This is a genomic window from Sorangium sp. So ce836 (genome assembly GCF_028553905.1).
In the GTDB taxonomy this organism is placed as follows: Bacteria; Myxococcota_A; Polyangia; order Polyangiales; family Polyangiaceae; genus Sorangium; species Sorangium cellulosum_D.
This window is the reverse complement of the sequence record NZ_CP102233.1, coordinates 13,621,626-13,647,424: the sequence shown is the minus strand read 5'-3', so window position 1 is coordinate 13,647,424 and position 25,799 is coordinate 13,621,626. Positions and strand designations below refer to the sequence as shown.

The following is a 25,799-nucleotide window of genomic DNA, read 5'->3' as shown; positions in this document are numbered from 1 at the left end:
CAAGGGCTCGGACAGCGGAGCGACGGCGACCATGGGCTGAGGATAGGCGACCGCGGCGAGGCCGCAAGCGACGCTCCGGGCGAGCCGCGGCGCTCTTGCGCCGCCCGCGCGAAGGGCAGCGCGCCCTCGCCCCGGGGCGGGGCCTCCGCTCCGGAGCCGGCCGGCCGCGCGGCCCCGGCCGCCCCGGATCTCTCCCGCGCCCGCCCCCGCCGTAGTATCTGCCCCCCCATGCCCCCCCTCGATCTCGGCGTCCTCATCTCCGGCCGCGGCTCGAACCTCCAGGCGATCCTCGACGCCATCGCCGCCGGCCGCCTCGACGCCCGCGTGCGGCTCGTCCTCTCGAACCGGCCCGGCGCCGCGGGCCTCGCGCGCGCCGAGCGCGCCGGCATCCCGACGCGCGTCATCCCGCACCAGGGGTTCGCCGATCGCGACAGCTTCGACGCCGCGGTCGTCGCCGCCCTCCGCGAGGCGGGCGCGGCCTGGGTCGTCCTCGCCGGCTTCATGCGCCTGCTCACGCCGACCTTCCTCGACGCCTTCCCGCACCGGGTCGTCAACATCCACCCCTCGCTCCTGCCCTCTTTCCCCGGCGTGGACGCCCAGCAGCAGGCGCTCGATCACGGCGTGCGCATCACCGGCTGCACCGTCCACCTCGTGGACACCGGCACCGACACCGGGCCCATCCTCGCGCAGGCCGCCGTCCCCGTCCTCGACGGGGACGACCGCGACACCCTCGCCGCGCGCATCCTCGTCCAGGAGCACGCCCTGCTCGTCCGCGCCCTCGCGTGGATCGCCGAGGGGCGCCTCCGGGTCGCGCCGCCCGCCGCGCCGGGCGGGCGCGCGCGCGCGACGATCGCCGGCGTCGACACCGCGCTCGGGCTCGCCGAGGGCGGCCGCGCGCCCGAACAGGTCGGGGAAGGGGCGTGATCCACAAGCACTACGACGTCATCGTCCTCGGCCGCTCCATCGGCGCGCTCACCGCCGCGGCGCTCCTCGCGCGGCGCGACTTCACCGTCATGGTCGTCGGGCACGGCGAGCGCCCGCCCACCTACCGCCTCGACCAGCACGTCCTGCGCCGGCGCGCCTTCACCATGCTCGCCGAGCCCTCGCCCGCGTGGCGCCGCTTCCTCGTCGAGCTCGCCCAGTCGCAGACCTGGAAGCGCCGCATCGTCCCGGCCATGCCCATGCTGCAGGTCGTCGCGCCGCGCCGGCGCCTCGACGTGCCGCCCGACATGGTCCTCTTCGGCCGCGAGATCGACCGCGAGTTCCCCGAGCTCCGGCGCGTCGTCGACGAGCTCTACGCCGAGCTCGCCCACGTGAACGGCGCCGCCGACGACGCGTTCTCGCACGACGCCCTCTGGCCGCCGGGCACGTTCTGGGAGCGGCGCGAGACCGCGCGCTACGCCGCCATGCTCCCGTACGCGCGCGCCGAGCCCGACGCCGACCTGCTCGTCGAGTTCCCGCGCGGCCACCTGTTCCGCTCGATCGTCACGCAGTCCGTCCTCTTCGCCACGGATCTCTCGGCGCTCCCGCCCCCCTTCGCGGTGGCGCGCCTGCACGGGGCGTGGACGCGCGGGCTGATGATGCTCCCGCGCGGCGAGGAGGAGCTCGAGGAGTTCCTCGTCGAGCGCATCCTCGCCCACGGCGGCCGCTGCCTCCTCGACGAGCGCGCCGCGTCGGTCCACGTCCGCCGCGGCACCGCCGCGGGGGTCGTCCTCGACGGCGACGACCACCCGAACGGCAGCAGCTTCGTCATCACCGACATGGATGGCGAGACGCTCGCGAGCCTCTCGGGCGGCGAGGGCATCCACAAGCGCGCCCTGCGCGAGTGGCCGCGCATCACCTCCTCGGTCGGCCGCTTCGTCGTGTCGCTCATCGTGCGCCGCGAGGGCCTGCCCGAGCCGCTCGGCCCCGAGTCGCTCCTGCTCCCCTTCCCGTCCGTGCCCGCCGGCCGCTCGCTCGTCCCTCCGCCGCCGCGCGCGCCGGGCGACGCCTCCGGCGGGCGGCCGAGCTCGCCGCGCGCCACGCGGCCGTCCGGGCCGGGGCGCCCCGTGATCCACCTCCAGCGCTGCGATCTCCCGCCGCCGTCGACCGACACGCTGCTCGTGGCGGAGATCCTGCTCCCCGACCGGAGCCCGCTGTCGCTGCTCGAGGCGCGCCAGGCGGTGCTCGACGCGCTCACGGCCGAGCTCCCCTTCCTCGAGCGTCACCTCGTGCTGGTCGACTCGGTGCACGACGGCCTGCCCGTGTGGCTCTACGACGGCCAGCGCCGCCGCCTGATCGAGCGCGCCGCCCTGAAGGGCGCGGCTCCGGGCGCGGAGCCGATGGTGCGCCAGCTCGAGGTCGACCCGCCCGGCTACCTCGGGCTCGCGGGCGAGCCGATCCGCGGTCCGATCGAGCGGACGCTGCTCGTCGGCCGGAGCGTGCTGCCCGGCCTCGGCCAGGAGGGCCAGCTGCTCGCCGCGTGGGGCGCGGCGAGGCTCGTGACCCGGACCGACCGGCGGAAGGAGCGGATGCGGCGGGACATGTGGAGCAAGGTGGAGATCGGGTAGCCCGAAGGGGGGCTTCGATGAAATGCCCGGCCCCCAGAGAGGGTGTCCTCGGCGCGGGGTGGGGGCCCCGCCGAACTCGCCTGAAACATGAGCCATCCGGCAAGCCGGATGACTCATGTTTCAGGCTCAGACATCGGCCCATCCCCCACCCCGCGCCGAGGACACCCTCTCTGGGGGCCTACCGCTTTCTATGAAGATGATTTGGGATCGGTCCTCTCCGGCGAACGCGCGCCACGAGAGCGCCGTGGATCACGGGGAGCGGGGGAAGACCTGGTAGAAGCCGTCGCGCTCGACCACGGAGAGCGGCACGTCGAAGAGGCGCGACAGGTTCTCGTCGGTCAGCACCTCGCGCTTCGGGCCGTCGGCGAAGATGCGGCCTTTTCTCAGCAGGACGACCCGCTCGATCTCGGGCGGGATCTCCTGCACGTGGTGCGTCACAAGGATCAGCGTCTTCCCGTTCCGCACGAGGCGCCTGAACAGGTCGACGAGCTCGAACGCGGCCTTCAGGTCGAGGCTGGTGGTCGGCTCGTCGAGCACGAGCGCCTCCGGGTCGTGCACGAGCGCGCGCCCGAGCAGGCAGCGCCGCTGCTCGCCGGCGGACATCTCCGCGATCGGCTTGCCCCCGAGGTGCGCCACGCCGAGCTCGCGGAGCACCTCCTCGGCCCGCCCGCGCTGCGCGCCGGTCGGCGGCTGGTGCTCGTGCAGCCCCGCGCTCGCGAAGAAGCCGGAGAGCACCACGTCGAGCCCCCGCACCTCCCGCGGATAGGCCATCTGCAGCTCGTACGACACGAGCCCCAGCCTCCGCCGGAGCGCGAAGACCTCCCACCTTTCCCGCCCGAGGATCCGCACGCCCGAGCCCTCGCGGTGGACCGGATAGATCTCCCTCGAGAGCAGCTTGAGCAGCGTCGACTTCCCGGCCCCGTTGGGCCCGAGGATCGCGGTGCTCTCCCCCTGCTCGATGCGCAGCGACAGCCCCTCGAAGACGCACGTATCGCCGCGGTACACCTCGGCGTCCTCGATCTCGATGAGCGCGGGCGTGCTCATCGGTCCACTCCACGGTTCGCGTTCATGCGCCGCAGACTACCGGAGTACCGAGCTGGATAAAAGACGCACATTCTATCCAGCGGCACCTCGCGATTCAAGCGCTTTTGACGCTCGCCAGACGGATCTCACATGTCTCTTACATGTCGTTACATGTCAGACATGCGCGATGTGACCTGGCGAAACCGAGCGTCGCCAGCTCGAATATTACTGCCAGGCTGCGTCTCCAAGGCCTCTTTCGTGAAATCTTCTGTTACCGGCGCGCGAGATGGCGCTTCCTCCCGGTGAGGCAGCGAACGTTCGCGGGCGCGAGCCGCGCCGAGCACGCGAGTCGTGATCCCCTGATGTGGCCCTTTGCCACGGCCGCATTCTCCTGTGTTTGCGCGAATTTTCCCCTGTTTTCCCGCGCCTTTCCCGTGATTTTCCCAATCGAATCAGGGGTTTCGCGGTGGATCGTCCGTGCCCCGGATCGGCGATCCACTCGCTCGATCACTCACCATCTCTCGCGGACAGGCACCGTCGAAAATCTGCCTATGAATTGGCGTTTGCTGATCTCGAGAGATCGATGGCCCGGTCGTTGCAGTCACCCTGGCACACTTCAACAAGTGCTCCGCGCCAAGCCGATGCTGGCGCTCGGGAGTGAGAAAAATCCGACGCGGCGCCGAGCCGCTCGGCCACTTGGAGATTGACACAATGACGAAGATCAAGGGTTCGCTTTTCGGTGCTGGGGCGGTGTCGTGCATGCTCGCCGTTCTCGGCGGGTGCGTCGTCGTCGCGGACGACGGCTCCAGCGGCTCGGAAGAGAACGAGATTTTCGCAGATGAGGCGGCAGCGGCCGCAGCGGCATCGCAGATGCGCTTCGGCGTCGCTCCCCAGTGGAACCAGACGTATGCACCGCCCGCCTCGGGGACCGGGACCGCGGCAACGGGGCCGAGGAACGTGGACACGGTCGTCATCGGCGACTGGCTCCTCAACACCGGGTTCACGAGCACACACCGGACCAAGGCCGCGGACATCGTCAGCAGGGGTAAGACCCCCTACTTCTTTGGCTACATCGGCACGTCGATGACGAAGAAGGCGCTCGGTTCCGATCACGACTGCGACGGGAACCCCTCGGAGAAGCTGTGCACGGATGGCGCGCAGTGGGTCCGCACGAACGCCGCCGCCATCGCGTCCGCCTACAAGACCGCGGCGCAGGGGATCGCCGGGGCCGTCGGGGGGCGCGAGGCGCTGATCCACCTCGAGCCCGACTACTTCCAGTTCTCGGAGAAGGCGCAGGGCCCGGACGCCCTCACGAAGGATGAGTCCGACCAGATCATGAATGGTATCCTCCGCGCCATCAAGGATGGCTGCCCGTCGTGCAAGGCGGTCATCGACTTCAGCCCGTGGTTCAGCAAGGAGAAGACGGCCTGGGCGCAGTCCGCCGCCCACTTCTACCAGGGCTGGGACCGCAGCGTGGTCAAGTACGTCGGCCTCACGGGCAAGCCGTTCCCGTTCACGGAAGGCAAGATCGACAACTACACCTACCGGCAGATCACCAGCGAGCTCAGCCTGCCGCTCGTCATCGTCGACGCGTACACGTTCGGCGGCGGACCGATCAACGTCGACTCCACCTGGCTCAACGAGACCAACGTCGCCAAGGCCGTCGACATGGGGGTCGCGATCCTCATCTTGTCGCAGACGGGCGACGTCGGCGCCTACGACAGCTTCATCGCCCGGGTGAAGGGCGGCAGCAGCAGCTCCAGCAGCAGCAGCAGCTCCAGCAGCAGCAGCTCCAGCAGCAGCAGTTCCAGCAGCAGCAGTTCCAGCAGCGGCAGCGGCAGCGGCAGCGGCAGCGGCGGCTCCGGCGGCTCCGGCGGCTCCGGCGGCTCCGGCGGCTCCGGCGGCTCCGGCGGCTCCGGCGGCGGTACCACCGGGACCGGCGTTCGCGTGGAGGGCGGCAATATCGACGTCAGCATCACCACTTCCACGTCGTGGTCCAGCGGGTACTGCAAGGACGTCAAGCTGACGAACAAGGAGAACCGCGAGGTCACGTGGACGCTCTATGTGCCCAAGGAGGGCACCATCTACAACAGCTGGAACGTCAAGGCCGAGGCGACGAGCACCAACTTCGTGTTCTCTGGAACGTGGAACGCCAAGCTCGGGCCCGGCTCGAACACCAGCTTCGGATACTGCGCGAACCGCTGACGGACGGACCGAGGGCGCCGCGCGGCCGCGGAGGCGAGCATCGCCTCACGGCCGCGCGGCGCGCCAGCCCGCAGAACGGCTGAGCGACACGGGGAGTCAGAGGCCCCTCCGGACTCCCCTCTTCTCCCGCTCTCCCGCGCCCCCCGCCTTCTGGTATCCTGGGCGCACCGTGCCCCCCGCCCCGCAGCGCTGCCTCCCCGCCGGCGACGGCCCGAGCCGCACCACCGGCGCCGCCGCGCCGCGCGCGCGCCGTCCGGTCCGGAGCGCCGCGTGCCGCTGAAGCTCCGGGTCACCTGGCGCAACGCGGGCAGCCCGCTCTTGCCGGACGCGCTCGCCGAGGTGCAGGCGACGGCCGACGGCGCGCCGCTGCCGCTCGCCCGCGCCGGCCCGGGCCTGCGCGAATTCGACATCCCCGCGGGCGCGGCGCGCGTCGCGCTCACGGCGCGATTCTCCGCGGCCTTCGGCGCCTTCGAGGACGTCCCGGCCCTCCAGGAGGAGGTCCTGTCGGTCGAGCAGGCCTTCGACGTCGCCGGCGGCGGGACGGCGCTCGGCCCCGCCCCGGACCCGGCGCTCGGGCAGGCGCACCCGCTCATCGACGTGACGTCGACGCCGGGCCTCGCGCTCGCGCAGATCAGGACCGATTTCGTCGACATCACCCCGTTCTGGATGGCCTATGCGCAGTACTCGGACGAGTACCAGCGCGAGCACCGGCCCGGCACGGAGCTCGTGGCCCTCGGCGCCACCGCGGGGGAGCCGAAGATCTGGTTCGCGAGCATCCCCGAGGCCTGCAAGGCGCCGCCGGACGCCGGGGTCTCGGCCCTCGTGTTCTACCGGCCGGAAGGGTACGCGTATACCCGGGTCGACCAGCGCCACGAGATGTTCGGTCTGAATCGGTACCTGCTCAGCCCCGACCCGGATCCGAGCGCCTCGTACTGGGCGCGCGACGTGTTCGAGCGCGATCCGCGCGACGATTCCCGCTGGGTGTATCTCCGCTGCGGCTTCGAGGAGGCGCTCGCCGCGAGCGGCAGGGCGGTGGTCATGCTGCACCCGTGGCCGAGCGGCACGGGCTTCGGCGCCGCGACGACCGCGGGCCTGCCTGGCCTGGCCGAGGCGGCGCTCCGCTTCCTCGGGGGCGCGCGCAAGATCGCGCTCGGGCCGGGCGGGGCGCGGCTCGGGAAGCTCGGGCTCGCGGGCTTCAGCGCGGGCGGGCTGCCGCTGTGGCAGGCGCTGGCCGCCAACGTGCGACGGGTGAGCGAGGTCTTCGCCTTCGACGCCCGCGGCATCGCCAAGAGCGAGGCCACGATCCTCCGCTGGTACAGCGGCGACGCCTCGCGCCGGTTGCGGATGACCGGCGGGCACCAGCTCGACGCGAACGCGGCGATCCAGCGGAGGCTCGCGGGCAGCGCGGACGGGGCCCGCGTCTCGTGCCTGCCGCCCGACAAGAGCGGCTATCTCCCCGGGGTCAACCCGCGCTGGGATCACGTGTGCTCCTCGCTCGACGACGACGAGAAGGACGTCTATCTGAACGCGGACTGGGTATGGCACCAGTTCGCGATGTTCGGCGGCGTTCCGGAGGCCGGCGGGACGAGCGCCGTCACGTTCCTCCAGCGCTTCCTCGAGGCGTCGGACCTCTGAGCCGGACGGTTCCGGAGGGGCGCGGGCCAGCCGGCCGACGCGGGGAGGGAGAGAATTTAACGCAAAGGCGCAAAGGCGCAAAGGCGCAAAGGCGCAAAGGCGCAAAGGCGCAAAGGCGCAAGAGAAGAAGAGATTGAAGCGTTCGCCCCATCGAGACGCTCGACAGCAACATCCTTTTTTCTCTTGTCTTTTTGCGTCTTTGCGCCTTTGCGTTGAATTCTCCCTCACGCCAACGCGACGATCCGCGAGAGCGCACGCATGTCCCCGTCGTCGCCGAGCCTCGAGAGCGCGGCGCGCGCCCTCGCCAGCGCGGGCTCGACGTAGCGCAGGTAGCCCGGATCCGCGCCGATGCGGTCGAGGAAGACGAAGCGGCCGGCGTCCTTGAGCTTGCGCTGGACCGTGACCAGATCGAACTCCCGGCCGAGCGCCTCGCGCGCCGCCCGATCGAGCGAGGCGGCGGCCGCGTAGTCGTCGAGGCGGGCCTCGACGAACGGTCGATCGAGGTCCTGGAAGCTGTCGTTGAGGAGCGTCACCAGGTCGTAGACGCGCGGGCCGAGGAGGGCGTCCTGGAAGTCGAGCCACGCGAGCTCGAGGCCCCCGCCAGGCGCGTCCACGACCATGAGGTTGCGGCTCTGGAAGTCGCGGTGGACGAAGCCGCGCGGCCACGCGGCGATGCGCCGGGCGAGCCGTTCCGCCAGCGCGTCGAACTCGGCACGCGCGGCGTCGCCGAGCCGGAGGCCGCGCGCGTCGAGCGCCCACGCGCGGAAATGGTCGAGCTCCCAGCGCAGCAGGGTCGCGTCGAGCGCGCAGGCGTCGACGATCGAGCCGCGCGGCAGCGCCGCGAGCGCCCGCTGCGCCCGCGCCAGATCGCGCACGGCCAGCGCGTAGACCTCGGCGCGACGCGCGGGCTCGCGCTCGACGAAGGCCGCGAGCGTCCGGTCCCCGAGGTCCTCCAGGAGGAGCAGGCCGTGCTCGCAGTCCTCCGCGAGCAGCGCCGGGACCCGGACGCCGCGCTCGCGCAGCAGCGCGTGCACCTCCAGGAACGGCCACCGCGGGGGAGCCGCGCCGGCCGCGACGCCGTCGCCGTCCGCGCTCGGCGAGAACATCGCGACCGCCGTGCCGGCCGGCGTCACGACGCGCAGGTAGCGCCGGCACGACACGCCGCCGCGCAGGGGCGAGAGCGACGACGGAGCATGGCCCGTGACCCGCTGGACGAGCCGGTGCAGGGCGTCGGGGTCGAGCTCGCGCACGCCCCTTCGTACGCCGGCAGGCCGTGCGGGCGCCAGCCTTCCTGGCGCGATCGCCTCCCGGCGCGGCCGCTCATTTCCGGGCGCGGCGGCCTGGGCCGCCCGCGCGCCTCAGCAGGCGCCGGCGCAGCCGTCGGCGCTCTGGAACCAGAGGCCGCCCGAATCCTCGCACGCGCTGCGGTCGTACCTGCCCGTACAACAACGCTCCTTGCTCTCGCACACCTTCGCGACGCTCTCGCCGCTCCGGAAGCAGCATCTCCGGCTCTCGGGCGGCTCGGGCGCGGCCGGATCCTCGGGCGCGGCCGGGTCTCCGGGCGCGGTCGCCTTCTCGATGACCACCGGGACTGCGGGCGCGACGAGCGTGGCCACCGTGTCGCAGCCGAACGAGCCAATCATGACGAGGACGGCGAGCGCCGCCAGCGCGCGAGCGGTTCCAGCCAGCTTCATGATCGCAGTGGGTCGCATGGGCGCAGGGCGGCCGCAAGTTTCTGCGCTCCGCCGCCCCGCGCAGCGGCCGATACAGCGCTCGCCCCCAGCCATTCGTTATGGCGACATCGACCCTCGCGGCGCCGCCATCGACCCTCGCGGCGCCGCCACCGACCCTCGCGGCTCCCTACAGCAGGGCCGCCGCGCGCGCACCGCCGGCAGATCGGCCCGGCGCGGCGCGGGTTCGGCCGGGGGCGCGACGGCGGCTGTGCTATACACCCGTGGAATGGCGAACAGTGCGACGGCGCCGGAGAGGGTCACGCCGCTGAGCGGAGCAGCAGCGACCTCGGTGGCCTGGCGTAGCCGGGGCGAGCTCCGCATCACCGTGATCGTCAAGGCCACCTTCGCCTTCGCGGCGGACGCGGAGATGCCGAGGGTCGAGCCGCAGAAGATCCTCCACGGGGAGGTGCATCACGGCAACAACCCGGGCCGGAGCGTCAAGCTCACGAGCGATCTGGCGCCGCACCTCGACCAGGCCGACGTGCTCTTCACCGGCCACGCCCACGCGCCGCCGCCGGGCGCGCCCGTGCACTCCCTGCCTGTGCGACTCACGATCTCCGACGAGGGCGAGGTCCTCCTCGACAAGGAGCTCCTCGTCCAGGACAGGGCCGGGTTCCAGCGGATGCCGATCGTGTACGAGCGGGCGCTCCGCGGGGAGAGCGATCACGAGAACTTCCTCGGCGTGCAGGCGACGGGCGACCCGTCCGATCCCGAGGCGAACATCATCGATCCGCTCCACCCGGCGCGCGCGGCCGGCTTCGGCCCGATCGCGCGCGCCTGGCCGGCGCGCAGGCGGCTGCTCGGCGCCACCCCGCGCAAGGCGCTCGACGCCCCCATCGCCGACATCCCCGACGCCTTCGCGTGGGCCTATTACCAGGCCGCGCCCCCCGATCAGCGGACGCGCACCCTGCGCGGCGGCGAATGGATCGAGCTCCAGGGGCTGCACCCCACGCTGCCGCGCCTCCGGACGCGGCTGCCCGAGGCGCGCGGCCGCGCGCGCATCCACGGCCTCTCGGCCTTCGGCGTGAGCGAGGGCCAGCCGCTCGATCTGCACGCGGACACGCTGCGCATCGACGGCGACGAGCAGCGGTGCACCCTCGTCTTCCGGGGCAGCTTCGCCGTCCCCGACGAGGCCGCGCTCGCGGCGGCCGCCATCGTGGCGGGGGTCGAGCTCCCCGGCGAGCCGCTCGAGTGGCCCGAGCGGCCCGCCGACGCGGGCGCCGCGGGCCCCGGCCTCGCCCGGGCGGCCGACGCGGCCGTCCGCGCGCTCGGCCTTTCCGACGGCGGCCTCGGCGCGACGCAGGCCGATCCGGCCGCCGGGTCGCGCACGATGAGCCTCGCGGAAGACGGCGTGGCGGCCTTCGTCCAGGCGGCGACGCCGTTCCGTGACGGGCCTCCGCCCGGCGACATCGCCGGGCACGCCGCGGGGGCGCCGGCGCCCCGGCTCGACACCGGGACCCTCTCGCTCTCCTCGGCGGAAGACCTCCCGGCGGGGTCTCCCCTCACCACGCTGGCCTTGCTGTCCGAGCCCGACGACGGCGCGGCGGACGCGCCGGCGCTCCCGTTCCAGCCGGCGCCCCCGGGCGCCGGCCTGCCCCCGTCGATGCTCTCCCGGGAGCCGGTCGCGGCCGACGAGCGCATGGGCTCGGGCACGCTCGCGCTCTCGTTCGAGGACGACTGGGAGCCGCGCGCCGACGCGCCCGGGGCCGCCGTCCCCGCGGCGCCGGCGCTCGATCCGGAGCCCGCGGCCGCGGGCGCGGCGGAGCCCCCGCGCGCGCGGCTCCCGGAGCCGTCGTCCCCGGAGCTCGTGTTGGCCGCGGAGCCGCTGCCGCCTCCGGCGCCCGCGCTGCCGGAGCCGTCGCCTCCGCCGCAGCCCGTGATCAGCGCCTCGCCCGCGCGGTCGTTCGAGCCGGACGAGCCGCCGGCGGCCCCGCCGCCCCGGCGGCCGCCGCCCCCTCCGCCGGAGCGCCCGTCGCTGCCGACCCCGTCACCCGCATTGAGGAGGAGCCTTTACGAACGGTTCGAGCGCAAACGATAGCCCGTGAGGCCCGCCTCGCCGGGCGCGCCGGACGCCCCGGCGGACGGCGCGCCGAGGCGGGCGATCCTCTCCCACAGCACGATGGATGGAGCTGCGACGATGACCACCCAGCACGAAACCCTAGACATTCGCATCGAGCTCGCCGGCCTCTCGTCCGACGTCCTCCAGCTCAACAGCCTGTCGGGGCGCGAGGCGATCTCGCAGCTCTTCGCGTTCGACGTCGAGGTGGCCTGCCCGAGCGAGGCGGCGGTCGACGGCCAGGCCTTCACGGGGGAGAGCGTCGCGATCGTCTTCGAGCGGGACGGGGTCGAGCTGCGGCGCATCCACGGCATGGTCGCCGAGGTGCAGGATCGCCTCGCGACGCTGCTCGACCACCGCGCCTACCGGCTGCGCGTCGTCCCGCGCGCGCACCGGCTCACGCTGGTCGAGACCACCGAGATCTCGATGAACAAGGCGGTGCCGGAGCTCATCAAGCAGAAGCTGGAGCTCGTGGGCCTGAGCGGCAGCGACGTGGAGTTCCGGCTGATGGGCACCTATCCGTCGCGGGAGTTCACGGTGCAGTACCAGGAGACCGATTTCGCCTTCATCTCCCGCCTGGCCGAGCACGTCGGGATCAGCTTCTTCTTCGAGCACCAGGACGGGCAGGACACGATGGTCTTCACCGATGACGCCAGCGGGTTCAAGCCCGCGGCCGGGGAGGCCGCGTCCGTCCAGTTCCGCGAGCGCGGGGAGACCCGGGACGTCTTCGAGATCGGGGCGACGTCGCGGCTCGTGCCGAGCGTGTACGTGGCCCGCGACTACAACTACCGGCAACCGATGCTCGATCTGACGTCGGAGCACGTCCTGCCCAGCGGGTATGCGGGGGGCGTGATCGAGTTCGGCGGGCATTACAAGACGCCGGCGGAGGGGAAGGTGCTGGCGCAGATCCGGGCCGAGGAGCGGCAGGCGACGCAGCTCGTCTACACGGGCAGGAGCGCCGTGTGCGGTCTCGGCGCGGGCGCGCGGTCGACGCTGGAGGGGCACCCGAACCTCGAGGGGCTCGAGCTGCTCTTCGTCGAGGTGGAGCACCACGTGACGCAGCCCGCCGGCGGCTGGGGCGGGGGCGAGGCGCCCCAGCGCTACGTGAACGCCTTCCGGGGGATCCCGGCCAAGAACACGTATCGGCCGCCGCGCGTCACGCCGATCCCGCGGATCAGCGGCGTGGTCACGGGGATCGTCGACGCGGGGCCGGGCGGCGGGGGCAACGACGCGCAGATCGACGATCAGGGCAGGTACATGATCCGGTTCCTGTTCGACACGGGGGCGGCCGGCGGCCTGACGTCGCGGCCGGTGCGCATGCTCCAGAACCACGCCGGAGCGAACTACGGCACGCATTTCCCGCTGAAGCCGGGGACCGAGGTGCTCATCGCCTTCGTGAACGGCGATCCCGATCGTCCGGTGATCGTGGGCGCCGCGCCCAACCCGCTGACGCCCTCTCCGGTGAACAGCGCCAACCGGTCGACCCACCGGATCAAGACGCAGGGAGGCATCGTCTTCGATCTCGTGGACGAGTGAGCCGCGCGCGGCGCCCCAGGCGAGGCGCGCGCCTGCGCGGGCCGGGGCGCCCCGGCCGCGCGGCCCGGGGCGGCGCGGCTGCGCGCGGGGCGGTGTTCAGGGGGACGGCGTCTTGCCGTGCGCCGGGTGGCTCGGCGCGAGCGAGGCGCCCTGGGCGCGGGTCATGGTCCGGATGGCGTAGTTGAGCGCGGCGCGCAGGTTGCGTTGCGTGTTGAGCTGGGTGAGGTCGAGGCCGAGGGCGACCATGGTCTGGGCGACGGTCGGCTTGATGCCGGCGACGATGCCGTCGGCGCCGAGGAGCCGGATCGCGGTGACGAGCTCGACGAGGTGGGAGGCGACCTTTGTGTCGACGACCTCGACGCCGGTGAGGTCGAGGATGGCGAAGCTCGCCCGCTTCTCGACGATCTGCCGGAGCAGGCTGTCCATGACCTCGGCGGTGCGCACGCTGTCGACCGTGCCGACCATGGGCAGCGTGAGCACGCCGTCCCAGACCTCGATGATCGGCGTGGAGAGATCGCGAATCACCTTCTGCTGCGCCGCGATCCGGTCGAGCTGGATGCGCAGCTCGTTCTCGACGGCCTTGGACTCCGAGATATCGATGGCCAGGCCGATCGCGCCGACGCGCCCGCCGGACGGCTCGCCGAACGGGATGATCCAGTTGTTCCAGTCGACGCCCTCGCTCTCGCTGCGGAAGCGGCACACCTCACCTTCGAGCAGCCGCCGCTCCGTTTCGGCGTTTCCGGGGGCGTCGGCATAGACCTCGGCCATGTTGACCCCGACGAGCTGCCCCGGTTTCATTCCGAGCTTGGGGATCGCTTTGCCCTGGTGATAGACGCACACCCCGTCGGCGCGGGTCACGAAGATCGCGAGGGGGTCCATGTGCTCGACGATGGCGTCCAGGATGTGCGCCTTGAGCCGCAGCGTGCTCAGCTCCTCCTCGGTCGCCGCGGGCGCGGCGGTGGCGACCGAGGGCGCGGGGCGGAGCGAGCCGAGGACGGCGCCTGGGTCGGACGACGACCGGCTGGCGTTGCACGAGAGCGGCCGGTAGGCGCCGCCGCCGTCGCGCAGGCGCACGTCGAACGAGACGGGCTCGCCGCGCTGGCGGAGCGCCGACCACGCCGCCTCGAGCGCCGCGCGATCGTCCGGGTGCGCGAGCTCCGCGAGGAGCGCGCCGCCCTCGACCCCGGGGCCCAGCGCTTCACGGAGCCCACCGCTCCCGTGGAGCAGCGCCCCGTCGGCCGAGGCGATGAAGAGCAGATCGGAAGAACGGGCGAAGAGCTCGCCGAGCAACGCGCTGGGGGCAGATTCCATCAGGCTCACATCTCCTCGAGGGCAAGAAGCGAAAATATACCGTGGACGAAGCGCGCGGGGGAAGGGCTCCGGGGGCCGGCTCGGTGCGATCGGGATGAGAATGGGCGCGGCGTCAGCGTGCCGGCTTACGCGGCGAGAAAGCGGGCCGGCTCAGCGGCGCGTTGCGGAGAGGGCGGTCGAGGGCGGCGGAGCCTCGACTTGGGTGGACGGGAGCCGCGCAGGGGTGGTGAGAGGTGCGGGGGATTTGGCAATTGGTCCTCCCCCGGTTCCGCGGACAGTCTCACTATGCCGCGCGCGGTCACGTAGGTCTTCAATTCGAACTCGATCGGGCTCATGTAGGCGAGCCGTGAGTGCCGGCGTTTCAGGTTGTAGAAGTTCTCGATGTAGTCTCCGATCGATGCGATGGCGGCCGCTCGCGTCGGGTAGCGCTCGTGCTCGACCAGCTCCGCCTTCAGCGTCGCGAAGAAGCTCTCGGCCACGGCGTTGTCCCAGCAGTCGCCGGCGCGGCTCATGCTCGGGATGAGCCCGTGGGCCCCGAGCACGAGCCGGTAGTCGTCGCTGGCGTAGGGGCTGCCACGATCCGAGTGGTGCACCAGCCCAGGCGCCGGCCGCCGCGTTCCCAAAGCGAACGCGAGCGCGGTGAGCGCCAGGGCGCGATCGTTGAACGCGCTCGCGGCCCAGCCGACCACGCGGCGCGAGAACAGGTTCAGGATCACGGCCAGGTACAGCCAGCCCTCGCCGGTGGGAATGTACGTCACGTCCGTCACCCAGACCTGGTTGGGCGCTCGAGCATCGAATTGCCGCTCGATCACATTCGGGGCGATCGGGCCGTTGTGCCGCGAGTTGGTGGTGCGGCGGAAGCGCCGCTTCCTCCGAGCCGCGAGTCGTTGAGCTCGCATCAGCCGCTCGACCCGTTTCTTGCCGACACGCATGCCGCGAGCACGCAGTTCCGCGTGGATGCGCGGACTGCCGTAGCGGCCACGGCTCTTGTGGTGCACGGCCCTGATCTGTGCGCTCAGTTGAGCGTCGGACTTGGCCCGCGCGGACTCCGAGCGCTTGGCCCACCCGTAGTAGCCGCTGCGCGAGACCAGCAGCACCGCGCACAGCACCAGCACCGGGTAGTGCGCCTTCTCCGCGTCGATGAACTCGAACCTCACTCGTTTTCCTTCGCGAAGAAGGCCGCCGCTTTACCTAGAAAGCCTACGCTCCGGGCTGGGCACGAGGCTGGGGCAGCTCGTACCCCAGCTCGGCCAGGCGCCGGAGGTGGTACTTGGTGAGCTTGGCCGCATTGGCGCGGTCGAAATAGTCTGGCCCGAGATCCCGGTACTCCACGCCGTCGCGCAGAACGTAAAACGCGATGACCAGGATGCTGTGCGCCACCGCGGTCGCCGCTCGTTTGGGCCCACGGCGGCGCGCGATCCGGCGGTACTGCGCGCCGAGGTACGTCTTGCGTGATCGTGAGGCAGCCCACGCCGACTCCAGCAGCGTGGTGCGCAGCCAGTTGTTGCCGGTGCCGGTCGCGCCACTGCGTCGTTTCCCCGCGCTCTCGTTGTTGCCTGGGCACATCCGCGCCCAGGAGGCGAGGTGACCTGCGGTCGGGAAGCGCGTCATGTCGAGCCCGATCTCCGACAGCAGGACCTCGGCCGTCCGTTGCGCGACGCCGGGGATGGTCCGGAGCCGTTGCAGCGGCTCGCGGTGCGCTTGGCACAGGTCGACGACCCTGGCGTCGCATGCGGCGATCAGCTCGGCGAGATGGTCGATCTGCTTCAAGAGCTGCTCCAGCAAGAACGCGTGATGGCTCGAGAATCCACCGCGCAGCGCCTCGGCAAGCTGCTCGGCCTTGGGGATGAGCCGGCCCCGGGCGAGCGCCGCAAGCTTCTTCGGATCGCGCTCGCCGGCGATGAGCGCCGCGAGCATCGCGCGGCCGGACACGCCAAGCACGTCGGAGACGACGTTGCTCAGCTTGATGTTGGCGGTCTCCAGCAGCTTGCCCACGCGGTTGGCCAGGGTGGCCTTGTCACGGATCAGGCTCTTGCGATGCCGTGTGATGTCCCGCAGCTCCCGGATCGGGGCGGGCGGGATGAAGCTCGCCCGGATGAGTCCGTGCGCGAGCAGGTCGGCGATCCACTCGCAGTCCTTGACGTCGGTCTTCCGGCCCGGGACGGCCTTGATGTGCCGCGCGTTGGCGAGCAGCACCTCGAAGCTGCCCTCGAGCAGGTTGAAGACCGGCTTCCAGTAGACGCTCGTCGACTCCATCGCCACGTGCGTGCAGCCCTGCTCGGTGAGCCACTGGTGTAGCTCGAGGAGTTCGGCCGTGGTCGCGCCGAACGAACGCACCGTCGTCTTTGCGCGGCCTCGGGGCTCCTGGATCCGGACGCATGCAACGACGGTCTCCTTGTGCACGTCGAGCCCGCAGCAGCGGGCGTACAGGACCTCCATCTTGACCTCCAGCGCGAAAGGCGCCGGGGAGCGTCGCGAAGGGCGATTTTACCTGGCGTGCTCGCTCCTTGCGGAGACGGCAACAATTCGGGGTGCCTGATGCGACGCTCGGGTCCGTTTTTTTTCGGGCTCACGACACCAGTAAGCGTCGACCTTGGCCCGACGCGATCCGCGCCCGCAGTCTACCGGCTTTCATGCTTCGCGGGTGCGCCCCTGCGCATGCCCGTTTTTTTAAGATCTCGCGCTCCATCTCCAGCCGCTTCACGTCGCGGCGCAGCCGCTGCAGTTCCTCACGCTCCGGCGTCGTCAGCGCCCCCGGCGGGCCGTGGCCCGCGTCGGTGTCCGCGCGCTTGATCCAGTCGCGCAGCGCCGTCTCGGTCAGGTCGAGGTCCTTCGCCACCTGGCCGATGCTCCGGTCGCTCGCCTTCGCCAGCCGTACCGCCTCCGCCTTGAACTCGGGCGTGAACGCCCTCCTCTTTCTCCGTCCCATCCCTGCCTCCTGGTGCCGTCGGGGGTGTCGACGGAAGCGGGGGAGGACCATCTCGCAGACCTTGGTCATACTTGGGGCCAACAATCTGGCGCACGTCGCGGATGTCGCGAGCCAAGACCCGACGGAATGAAAGACCCGCCTCTGCGCGTGCTGTCGCCACGCCCTTCGCAAAATACGTCCGCGTAAGGGCGTGCTCTGCATTCGTCATCACCAAGGCTCCACCCTCGGCCCGGCTCGTGAAGCCAAGCGCTGCCTGGGGCATGTGATGTGGCGTCAGGGCGTCACCTACAACCGCGCGGGCATCGAGTGCGGCGAACTGACCTGCCTCTCCCGCAACAACGCCCGCTCTTACTGACCCTAGCGCCGCCGACTCCTCGGGCGCCGCTCCCAGCCCTCTTCCCATCCCGAAGACGGTGACTGCCGCGAGGATCATCGTCTTCGTCCCCGCCGCGCCTGCTTCCCGGTAGTCCCCTCGGTCGATCGCGAGCGCCGTGTCCGCGCCGCCCCGCCCGATCTGGTAGAGCGGGTTCACGGCGTTCAGCGCGCCGAGGATCCCGTCCTCCTCGTAGCCCTCCAAGACGGCGCCGCCGAATTCGTAGCCGCTGTAGATCCCGAGCGTCAGCGCATTGAGCACGAGCAGCCGTGCGATCCCCATCCCGACGTCGCCCGTCCCCTCCGCGGCGCCCAGCAAGCTCTGGCCAACGACGGCGCCGGCGCCCGTGTGCTCCTGCGCCGTGGTCACCGGCTGCGACACGTACCCGGACGCGCTTCCGGTCGTGCTGACGTCGATCGGCGGCATGGCGCCGCCCGTCTCGGCAGCCACGGTGTTGGTAGCGGCGTCGGAGCGCGCCTCGTGCTCCGAGGACGGGACGACGATCAGCTTGAGTCCGATCGGCGACAGGTCGAGCACTTCCCAACTGAACTCCGCGCCGGCCGGCAGCGGTGAGCGTGCCCCGGCCTCCGGGAGCGCTTCTTGAAAGCCGCCCGGGTCGACGTACGCGAGCGGGTTGTTCAATACGTAGCTGTACGGATTCCAGCTCTGCCCGAAGGACGGCATCGAAACGATCGGGTCCGTGGGCAGGAACCGCCCGATCCTGGGATCGTAGAGCCTGCCCTTCATGTTCACGAGCCCGAGTTCGTCGTCGCTCTCGTGCCCGGTGAACCGCTGCGTCGTCGTGCTGGAGAACGACGCCGGCGCGGTCTGTCCCCACACGGGGTTCCTGCGCTGCCCGAACGGGTCGTAGCTCCGCCGCTCGATCACGTCGCCGTCTTCGTCCGTGAGCGCATCGACCGAGCCGAGGTGATCGACATGCACGTAACGGGTGCCGCCGTCCGCGCCTCCCTGGGTCACGATCGCCGCTATGCGCTCCGGCGTGTGGACTTGGTACCGATGCTCTACGGTGCCCGACGCCGACTCGGTCACCCGCTCGTACAGGTCGCCGAAGTAGAGCGTCTCCTTTTTTCGGCGTGGCCTTGCGGATCTGCTGCTGGTCGCCGTCGTAAGCGAACGAGACGGGGCTCGCGCCCTGCGTGCTCGTCGCTTCGCGGAGTAGACCTGCGTCGTCCACGTCGGTCAGGCCAGTAGGGGAAGCGCGTGGCGCTGTCGAGCGGGTCGGTGTTCCTTCAGCGCGCACGTTGCCGAACGTACTGAAGTGCGTCGCCGAACGTCACAGGACGTGAAGATCATCGACATGCAGGATCCACCCATCCGCTTGCTTAGTGGCGGTGAGCGACAGCGTAAGATCGCTGCGGCCTTCTTCCTTCGTCCACAGCGGCACATCGACGGCCACTGTGTTCGGAGCGTCAACTTGAGGGCACTCATCCACCAAATCCCACGCTCCATCAGGTAGAAGGAGCAACGTTCTACCATATTGCTCTACAGCGGCGCGCAGCTCCTCGGCGGACAACCTCCCCGCACGCCCGTTCGCTGCTATTTCAACGTAGCGTCCGGCGCTGAGGTCGGCAATCAATCGACTGATCTCATTCCTCAATTCGTTATTCATGGCGTCACCGGGTTCCTAGCGGCTACCAGGGATCCTCGTCGGCGTCGTTGGTGTGACGCCGATCGACTGGAAGTAGTTGTCTGCTTGCTCGATGAGTGCGCGCGCGTCGCCCGGGGACTGCCCTGCGCGTCTGAGCGCCTTATATCCGATGCGGCGTTCCGCCCCGTAGGTCCCACCGCCTGGCTGGCGCTGAACCTGTGTTGCAGCGTAATGTGACGTTCCGACGCGCGTAGATGGTCCGGGAAGCTCAACAGCGGGCGCTGCGCTGCGGCTGTATCCAGGCAGTTCTCGGACGGCGGCGTCCTGAATCACGTGATGTGCGTCCTTGACGCCGGCAGCCCTCAAACCTCCATAGGTGCCCACCCTCGCAGCTCCCGCCGCTGTAGACTGCTCTGCTAGCGTTCCCAGCCCTCTTCCCGTGCCGAAGACGGCGGCGGCCGCGAGGAGCACCGTCTTCGTCCCCGCCGCGCCCGCTGCCCGGTAGTCGCCTCCGTCGATCGCGAGCGCCGTGTCCGCTGCGCCCCGCCCGATCTGGTAGAGCGGGTTCACGGCGTTCAGCGCGCCGAGGAGCCCGTCTTCCTCATACCCTCGCCACATCGCGCTTCCGAACTCATACGCCCCATATCCGCCGAGCGTCAGCGCGTTCAGCGCCAGCGACCGCGCGACCCCCGCCGCCAGCTCGACCGTCCCCTCCGCGGCGCCCAGCAAGCTCTGGCCAACGACGGCGCCGGCGCCCGTGTGCTCCGGCGCCGTGCTCACCGGCTGCGGCACATACCCGGACGCGCTACCGGTCGTGCTGATGTCGATCGGCGGCATGGCGCCGCCCGTCTCGGCAGCCACGGTGTTGCTGTCGGCGTCGGAGCGCGCCTCGACCTCCGGAACCGGGCGGACGATCAGCTTGAGTCCGATCGGCGACAGGTCGAGCACTTCCCATCTGAACTCCGCGCCGGCCGGCAGCGGTGAGCGAGCCCCGGCCTCCGGGAGCGCTTCCTGAAAGCCGCCGGGGTCGACGTACGCGAGCGGGTTGTTCAGCACGTAGCTGTACGGGTTCCAGCTCTGCCCGAAGGACGGCATCGAAACGATGGGGTCCGTGGTCAAGAACCGCCCGATCTTGGGATCGTAGAGCCTGCCCTTCATGTTCACGAGCCCGAGCTCGTCGTCGCTCTCGTGCCCGGTGAACCCCTGCGTCGTCTTGCTGGAGAACGACGCAGGCGCGGTCTCTCCCCACACGGGGTTCCTGCGCTGCCCGAACGGGTCGTAGCTCCGCCGCTCGATGACGTCTCCGTCCTCGTCGGTGAGCGCATCGACCGAGCCGAGGTGATCGACATGCACGTAGCGCGTGCCGTCGTCCGAGCCTCCCCGGGTCACGATCGCCACCACGCGCTCCGGCGAGTGGACGTGGTACCGATGCTCCACGGTGCCCGACGCCGCCTCGGTCACCCGCTCGTACAGATCGCCGAAGTAGAGCGTCTCCTTCTCCGGTGTGGTCTTGCGGATCCGCTGCTGGTCGCCGTCGTAACCGAACGTGATGGTGCTCGCGCCCTGCGTGATGCGCTCCGGCAGATCGAACGGCGTATAACGCACGGTCGTGCCGCCCGGCCGCGCGATCTGATTGCCTACGGCGTCGTAGGCGAAGCTGCCCGTGCCCGCGCCGGTGACCGCGTGCGGGTGCAGCGGGTCATCGTACGAGAGCATTCCAATGTCCGACTTGAAGGTGAGATTGCCGTTCGGGTCGTGGCCGTACCGGAGCGCGCAGGGCGCCGATGCGCTCTCGACGTCGCCGAAGTACGCGCAGGTTAGCCGCTGGAGCGGGTCGTAACGGAAGCGCTCCGTCCTGTTCTCGGGCTGGAGCGCATCGGTGCGGCGCGTGAGATTGAGGAGATCATCGAACCCATAGTCGAGGTCCTGCACTTCACCCGCGCCGCTCCGCGTCGCCACGTGCCTCAGGCGCTGCTTGTCGGCGAAATAGCTCCGCTCCGTGACGACGCCGTTGCCGAACACCTCCTCCCGGAAGCGCCCCGCGTCGTCCACGTCCGTCAAGCGCCAGTAGGCGGAGCCCGTTCCGCGGTCGCGCACGGCGATCCCATGGCCATGCGCGTCGCGGTCGTGGGCCACGACGAACGGCGCCGCGCCGGCCGGCGCCGGATACGTGACCGTCTCGACGCGACCGAGCTCGTCGTAGCCCAACCTGGCCTCCAGGGGAGCGCGCTCGCCGTCGATGCGGAGCGAGAGCGTGTCGAGCTGGCCGCGGTCGGTGTACCCGTACGTCTTCTCCGCGTCGGGGCTCGCGAGCGCGTGGAGCCTGCCGATACCATGCGCCGCGGTGTCCCAGGTCCACGTGGTCGTCACGCGCTGGGCGCCGTCCCGGTCCACGCGCGTGCGCGGTCGCCCGAGCGCGTCGTACGCCCACGTGCTTTCTCGCCCGAGCGCATCGGCCTGTGACATCAGCTCGCCGAAGCCGTCATGGACCGAGACCGTCGTGCCCCGATCGGGGTCGTCGAGCTGCCGGACGCGGCCGAACGCGTCGCGCGTCGTGCGCGTCGCCGCGCCGCCCGGATCGATAACCGTGTGCTGCATGCCGAACGGGCCGTAACGATAGCGAGTGATCCCGCCGGCTGCGTCGGTGATCGACTCGGTTCGCCCCAGCGGATCCTGCTCGGTCACCGTCACATGATCGAGCGGGTCGGTGACGCGCACGCGCCAGCCGTCGTACTCGGTCGTCGTGACCGCGTTCCACGGCGTCGTGTGCCGCACCTCGCGGCCTACCGCATCGACCTCGAAGCGATCGTACAGCCTCTCGCTCTCGGGGGTATCTTCGCGGACCGGCACCGAGCGCCGCGCGATGTGCTCTCCCAGCGCGTCGTAGCCAATCTCTTGCAGGATGCGCTTCGCACCGCCCGACTCCTGCGCCGGTTTGGGCTCGGGCCCGTACCACCACCACCGGATCGGGCGGCCGAGGCCATCGAGCTCGATCGTATCATCGGCCCCGCCGGTCGTCGTGCGCCGCTGCCTCACCCGCCACGCGTCCTGCGCCGGGCCGCCGTCCTTGGTGCGGGAGAGCGCGACCGTCGTCGTCGTGCCGTCCGGGCGCGTCTCGACGCCGAGGCGCCCGAAGCCGTCGTGCGCCCACGTCGTCACGAGCTGATTCGGATCGACCCGCTCGAGGAGCACGCCGAGCGCGTCGTCGAACTCCACGAGCGTGGTGTGCCCGGCCGCGTTCACGTACTTCTCGGGGAACATGCCCTCCTCGTCGAAGTGCGTGCTGGATGTCCGCTGGTGGTCGAAGGCATCCTTCGCCGTGACGCCGGTGATGTTCCCGAAGTCGTCGCGCACGTAGGCGAGCTTCAGCTTCGTGTCCGGCAGGCCGTCGTCGCTCTCGGTGGACTCGGTCTCCACCTCGCCGTAGATCGTGGTCGTTCGCGTGAGGGTCCGGCACTGCGACATCCCCGCCGCCGCGCTGCACTCCTTCTGCGTCTCGAGCTGGCCGAGGACCCAGCGCTCGGTGTCGTTCTTGAACGTCCGCGTGACCTTGAACGTGAGGTCGACGCCGCTCGTCGAGCCCTCCTCGGCGCGCACGTTGCCGAACGTGTCGAAGTCCGTCACCGTCGACACCGAGTCGCGCAGCAGCGTCGCGCCGTCACCGCCGCCGCGCTCGATCTCCCGCACGTACGCCTCGATGGAGGGCGTTGCGCCGCTCGGTGGTGGATAGATCCCTTGGGCTCGCCTCACCCGGCGCTCGGTGGGCAGCGTGAAGTACGTCGCGCCGTCGTTCGTCGGAACCAGCGTCCGCGTCACGTCGACGAACGAGAGCTCGATCTGCTCCGGCCTGGGCTGGCTCGGCAACCCCGGAGCCCAGCGCCATGTCCGCTGGACGCTCCCCGCGAAGGGAAAGACCTGGAGCTCGTCGTCAAAGGTGACGTGATCGTACGCGTCGAGCGTCGCGGCGCCCGTATCCAGGTCGGTGACGATCCGCTCCCCGAACCCGAGAAGTCCGCGGCCCAGCCGGTGATAGCGCCCGTCGCGGTAGCTGACCTCGAAGCGCCGCGGTCGGTCCGCCCCGTTGTTGACGGCGTACGCGCTGACCACCCGACGAGGCCCGACCACGCAACGGCGCGGGTAGCCGCAGTCGTCCGCTGCGCCGGAACGCGCGACGTACAGCGGGCGCTCCCGCGCCGGGTCCTCGGCGCTGTCGCCCTCCCCCGCCGCGACCGACGCGTCGGTCAGGTGCCCGTACGAGATGCTCACATTGGGCACGAAGCCCGGCTCGGCCGGGTCGTGCGCGTTCATCCCGTCGGAGACCGCGACCAGGAGATCCTGATCGGCCGAGAGGTTCCGGAACACGTTGAACACGCCGCCGAGCGACAGGATCACGTCCTGCGCGCCGTCCCCGTCGACATCGCCGGTGCGCGGCCCGCGCGGATCGGCGAGGGTGACCGCATCGCCAAGGCTGGCCTCGAACGGCAGCCCCGGGTCGACCAGCCTGAAGGGCGGCCCAGCGCGGTCGCCGGTCGCGAGCAGGACGGCCCACGACGGGAGCGCGTCGGAGCCGCCCAGCAGCATGCCTGGTGGAACCGGCATGAGGAGATCCTGCCGCCCGTCGCCGTTGACGTCGAGCGGCACGGCGAACCGGAAGAACACGTCCTGATCGGGAAGCCCGAACAGATCGCCGAAGCTGAACGCGTCCACGGTCCGGAACGGCGAGGCCACGAAGGTCGGCCCCGTGTTGAAGTAGGTATAAAGCTGGTGGTCACCCGGGCCGGATTCGACGGCATCGGGCAGGCCGTCTCCGTTCACGTCGAGAAAGACGACGCGGCCCCCGGGCCACACGACGGGGAGCTCGGTGTCGATCACCTCCCAGCGCCCCTCGCCCCGGCGCATGATCGCGTCGTAGCTCGATCCGAGGAGGACCGTCCCGTCACCGAACCGCCGCAGCGCCGGCACGATGAGATCGATCTTGCCGTCGGCGTCGACATCGAGCGTGTGGAGCTCCGTATCGCAGGGATAGCCGATGAGCAGCTCGATCGATTCGCCCGCGGGGTCGAAGCCCGCGGGCGTCGCGCCGCGCGCTGGTCGCCAGAGGTGGACGGCCCACACGGCAGCGAGCGGGAGCGGTGCCTGTCCCTCGCGGGCGTGGTCCTCGCACTGGATCAGATCCGGCACGCCATCGCCGTCCAAATCGGCGAGGTGCATCGACGCGCCGGGGCTGCTCAGGCTCGGCGGCGCGGGCGTGACCCCGAGCGGGAACGGCCGGCGGATGCCCGTGTCATGGAGCGCGAAGGTCCAGTCCGGCCGGGACAGGAGCACATGCCATGTGGTCTTGGCATCGTAAACGTCATGGAGCAGCACGTCCGCCCGCCCGTCGTCGTCATAATCCAGGACCGTCCCGAGCTCGGGTTGAAGAAGGGCCGGATCGGAGGGCCCCATCGGATCGGCGACCGTGGGCCACTCTTCGAGGAAGGCGAGCTCCGCCGGTGCGAGATAGGACGACGAGGCGCGCGGCCCGACGTTTCGCGCCACCCGCCACGCGATGATCGGATTCATCGGCGTGCTGAGCCCCGCGACCATGTCCGGGATCACGAGGTCGTCGCGCCCGTCGGCGTCGATGTCGAACACCATCGGGCTCGCCCTCTCGGAGAGCGGCTTGCCGATGTCCGTCGGCACCCGCTCGAATCCGGGCTTCGCCTGGCTGTACTGAAAGCGTGTAGGAGGCTTGCAGACCCTGTCGCTCGCGCACTCCTCGACCTCGGTCAGGAGGGTACGGCTCGTCGTCGGGCTGAGCTCATAGCGGAACCCGTAGCTCCGGACCAGCGCGTCGCCGGGACCGAGCATCTGGATCTCTTCGAGGCGAAGCGAACGCTGGAGCGCCATGCCGCCCGAGTACCCGGTGCGAATGGCAGCAGGATCCTTCGTCGCGTACACGAAGCGCACCGCACGCGAAGGCTCGCGCGACGGCGTTCCCTCGAATGCCGTGTAGCGGATCTCGTCCACCGCGTACTCGGCGGCATGGCCGTCCTCCGCCTCGGCGAGGCAATACGCGTACGTCATGGCGTTGCCGCGGCCGTCGCGGGCCTTGTTCGCGAGCCACGCGCGCGGGACGCCGCCCCGCGCGAGCGGCTTGCTGCCCTCGGTGCGCCCGTACTCGACGACGCGGCCGGTGGGCAGGGTTGCCTCGAAGAAGAGCGCTTCGGCGGGCGCACCGCCTTCCGGACCGTAGTGACCGACCACCTTGACGAAGGACTCCGGGAACGTCCGGTACTCGATGGTTCCAGGCCCCTCTCCCACGGGGACGAGGCGCTGGCCGTCGAGGCAGAGCGCGTCGTCGCCGTCGTACCGCACGCCGCGAATCTCCCCGTCTTGCGCGAGGCTCTTCGGACATCGCGCGATCGCGGACAGCCCGGCGATGGCGAAGCCGGCGCCGAGCACGCCGTCGCCGCCGTCGCTGCGATAGACGAGCTCGATCCGAGGCCCCATGCCCGCGCGCGGCGGAGGGGAGGCCAGCTCCATGGTGTACACGGCCTCCCCGGTGCTCGTGATGGAGAACGCCCCCGGGATGGTGCCGGCGGCGACGGTCTCGACTTCAGGCGCGGGACGGGAGGTGGCAGGGCTGTGTGCGCTCTGGGTCCGGCAGGCGACGACGCCCTGACGCGGGTCTATCGGCGGGTCGCCGGAGATGCACTCGCACCCCGCCTGCGCGAGCACGCAAGCGAGGAACATCACGAGCGGGATGATCGCCCGGAGAACGCGTCGAAGAGCGAGCGCCATCGCAGCCTCCGTCGCACCGAGGAGGCCACGGCGCGGCGGCCCGGGTCAAGCGCCGAT

Annotated in this window: 14 protein-coding genes and 2 pseudogenes; 6 read left to right on the top strand and 10 right to left on the bottom strand. The window is 71.0% G+C overall.

The features are described from left to right. Nucleotides 1-228: 228 nt before the first annotated feature. Nucleotides 229-924, top strand: a complete 696-nt coding sequence (gene purN / locus NQZ70_RS49805; RefSeq protein WP_129580494.1) for a phosphoribosylglycinamide formyltransferase — start codon at nt 229-231, stop codon at nt 922-924. Continuing rightward, a complete protein-coding gene (locus NQZ70_RS49800) occupies nt 921-2,549 on the top strand; it encodes an NAD(P)-binding protein (RefSeq protein WP_129580493.1) in 1,629 nt (542 codons plus the stop codon). The genes purN and NQZ70_RS49800 overlap by 4 nt, the downstream gene beginning before the upstream one ends. A 249-nt stretch (nt 2,550-2,798) precedes the next feature. Here NQZ70_RS49800 and NQZ70_RS49795 read toward each other — a convergent pair whose 3' ends face one another. Next, the gene (locus tag NQZ70_RS49795; RefSeq protein ID WP_129580492.1) at nt 2,799-3,593 is read right to left on the bottom strand and encodes an ABC transporter ATP-binding protein; all 795 of its coding nucleotides are present in this window, start codon (nt 3,591-3,593) and stop codon (nt 2,799-2,801) included. A 738-nt stretch (nt 3,594-4,331) separates the two neighbouring features. Between NQZ70_RS49795 and NQZ70_RS49790 the strand changes: the two genes are divergently transcribed. Beyond that, complete coding sequence (locus NQZ70_RS49790) at nt 4,332-5,777, top strand: hypothetical protein (protein ID WP_207217680.1); 1,446 nt, start codon at nt 4,332-4,334, stop codon at nt 5,775-5,777. Nucleotides 5,778-6,047: 270 nt separating this feature from the next. Then, nucleotides 6,048-7,412 carry a hypothetical protein gene (locus NQZ70_RS49785; RefSeq protein WP_129580491.1) on the top strand — a complete coding sequence of 455 codons (1,365 nt, stop codon included), beginning with the start codon at nt 6,048-6,050 and terminating at the stop codon, nt 7,410-7,412. A gap of 224 nt (nt 7,413-7,636) precedes the next feature. Here the strand turns inward: NQZ70_RS49785 and NQZ70_RS49780 are convergent, their stop codons facing one another. Then, nucleotides 7,637-8,662 (bottom strand): aminoglycoside phosphotransferase family protein, encoded by a 1,026-nt coding sequence (locus NQZ70_RS49780; protein WP_129580490.1) that lies wholly within the window; start codon nt 8,660-8,662, stop codon nt 7,637-7,639. 108 nt (nt 8,663-8,770) lie between these two features. Further along, nucleotides 8,771-9,106: a hypothetical protein gene (locus tag NQZ70_RS49775; protein ID WP_129580489.1), complete on the bottom strand. Its 336-nt coding sequence runs from the start codon at nt 9,104-9,106 to the stop codon at nt 8,771-8,773. 328 nt (nt 9,107-9,434) lie between these two features. Here NQZ70_RS49775 and NQZ70_RS49770 point away from each other — a divergent pair, with 328 nt between their 5' ends. Both NQZ70_RS49770 and NQZ70_RS49765 read left to right on the top strand, forming a co-directional pair. Beyond that, entirely contained in the window at nt 9,435-11,183 is a 1,749-nt protein-coding gene (locus NQZ70_RS49770; protein WP_207217679.1) for a DUF2169 domain-containing protein, read from the top strand. A 3-nt stretch (nt 11,184-11,186) separates the two neighbouring features. Continuing rightward, nucleotides 11,187-12,737, top strand: coding sequence for a type VI secretion system tip protein TssI/VgrG (locus NQZ70_RS49765; RefSeq protein WP_324293041.1), 1,551 nt, complete (start codon nt 11,187-11,189; stop codon nt 12,735-12,737). A 96-nt stretch (nt 12,738-12,833) separates the two neighbouring features. Here NQZ70_RS49765 and NQZ70_RS49760 read toward each other — a convergent pair whose 3' ends face one another. The 7 genes and pseudogenes from NQZ70_RS49760 to NQZ70_RS49735 form a co-directional block, all read right to left on the bottom strand. Further along, nucleotides 12,834-14,048: an STAS domain-containing protein gene (locus NQZ70_RS49760; RefSeq protein ID WP_129580487.1), complete on the bottom strand. Its 1,215-nt coding sequence runs from the start codon at nt 14,046-14,048 to the stop codon at nt 12,834-12,836. Between the two features lie 125 nt (nt 14,049-14,173). Then, nucleotides 14,174-15,214, bottom strand: a pseudogene (locus NQZ70_RS49755) (IS3 family transposase); the annotation flags it as partial. A 34-nt stretch (nt 15,215-15,248) separates the two neighbouring features. Then, entirely contained in the window at nt 15,249-16,487 is a 1,239-nt protein-coding gene (locus tag NQZ70_RS49750; RefSeq protein WP_129572563.1) for an IS110 family transposase, read from the bottom strand. Nucleotides 16,488-16,617: 130 nt separating this feature from the next. Continuing rightward, nucleotides 16,618-16,977: a transposase gene (locus NQZ70_RS53660; protein WP_129572564.1), complete on the bottom strand. Its 360-nt coding sequence runs from the start codon at nt 16,975-16,977 to the stop codon at nt 16,618-16,620. 1,039 nt (nt 16,978-18,016) lie between these two features. After that, nucleotides 18,017-18,190: pseudogene (locus NQZ70_RS53655) on the bottom strand (RHS repeat-associated core domain-containing protein); the annotation flags it as partial. Nucleotides 18,191-18,644: 454 nt separating this feature from the next. Further along, the gene (locus tag NQZ70_RS49740) at nt 18,645-18,980 is read right to left on the bottom strand and encodes a hypothetical protein (RefSeq protein WP_129580485.1); all 336 of its coding nucleotides are present in this window, start codon (nt 18,978-18,980) and stop codon (nt 18,645-18,647) included. Nucleotides 18,981-18,995: 15 nt separating this feature from the next. Next, a complete protein-coding gene (locus NQZ70_RS49735) occupies nt 18,996-25,742 on the bottom strand; it encodes an RHS repeat-associated core domain-containing protein (RefSeq protein WP_272827255.1) in 6,747 nt (2,248 codons plus the stop codon). Nucleotides 25,743-25,799: the final 57 nt, after the last annotated feature.

Bases quoted from the DNA above. Each gene is read 5' to 3' on its own strand.
- NQZ70_RS49790 (WP_207217680.1), top strand. From the start codon at position 4,332: ATGCTCGCCGTTCTCGGCGGGTGCGTCGTCGTCGCGGACGACGGCTCC.
- NQZ70_RS53660 (WP_129572564.1), bottom strand. From the start codon at position 16,977: ATGGGACGGAGAAAGAGGAGGGCGTTCACGCCCGAGTTCAAGGCGGAG.
- NQZ70_RS49795 (WP_129580492.1), bottom strand. From the start codon at position 3,593: ATGAGCACGCCCGCGCTCATCGAGATCGAGGACGCCGAGGTGTACCGC.
- purN (WP_129580494.1), top strand. From the start codon at position 229: ATGCCCCCCCTCGATCTCGGCGTCCTCATCTCCGGCCGCGGCTCGAAC.
- NQZ70_RS49760 (WP_129580487.1), bottom strand. From the start codon at position 14,048: ATGGAATCTGCCCCCAGCGCGTTGCTCGGCGAGCTCTTCGCCCGTTCT.
- NQZ70_RS49735 (WP_272827255.1), bottom strand. From the start codon at position 25,742: ATGGCGCTCGCTCTTCGACGCGTTCTCCGGGCGATCATCCCGCTCGTG.
- NQZ70_RS49750 (WP_129572563.1), bottom strand. From the start codon at position 16,487: ATGGAGGTCCTGTACGCCCGCTGCTGCGGGCTCGACGTGCACAAGGAG.
- NQZ70_RS49740 (WP_129580485.1), bottom strand. From the start codon at position 18,980: ATGAATAACGAATTGAGGAATGAGATCAGTCGATTGATTGCCGACCTC.
- NQZ70_RS49775 (WP_129580489.1), bottom strand. From the start codon at position 9,106: ATGAAGCTGGCTGGAACCGCTCGCGCGCTGGCGGCGCTCGCCGTCCTC.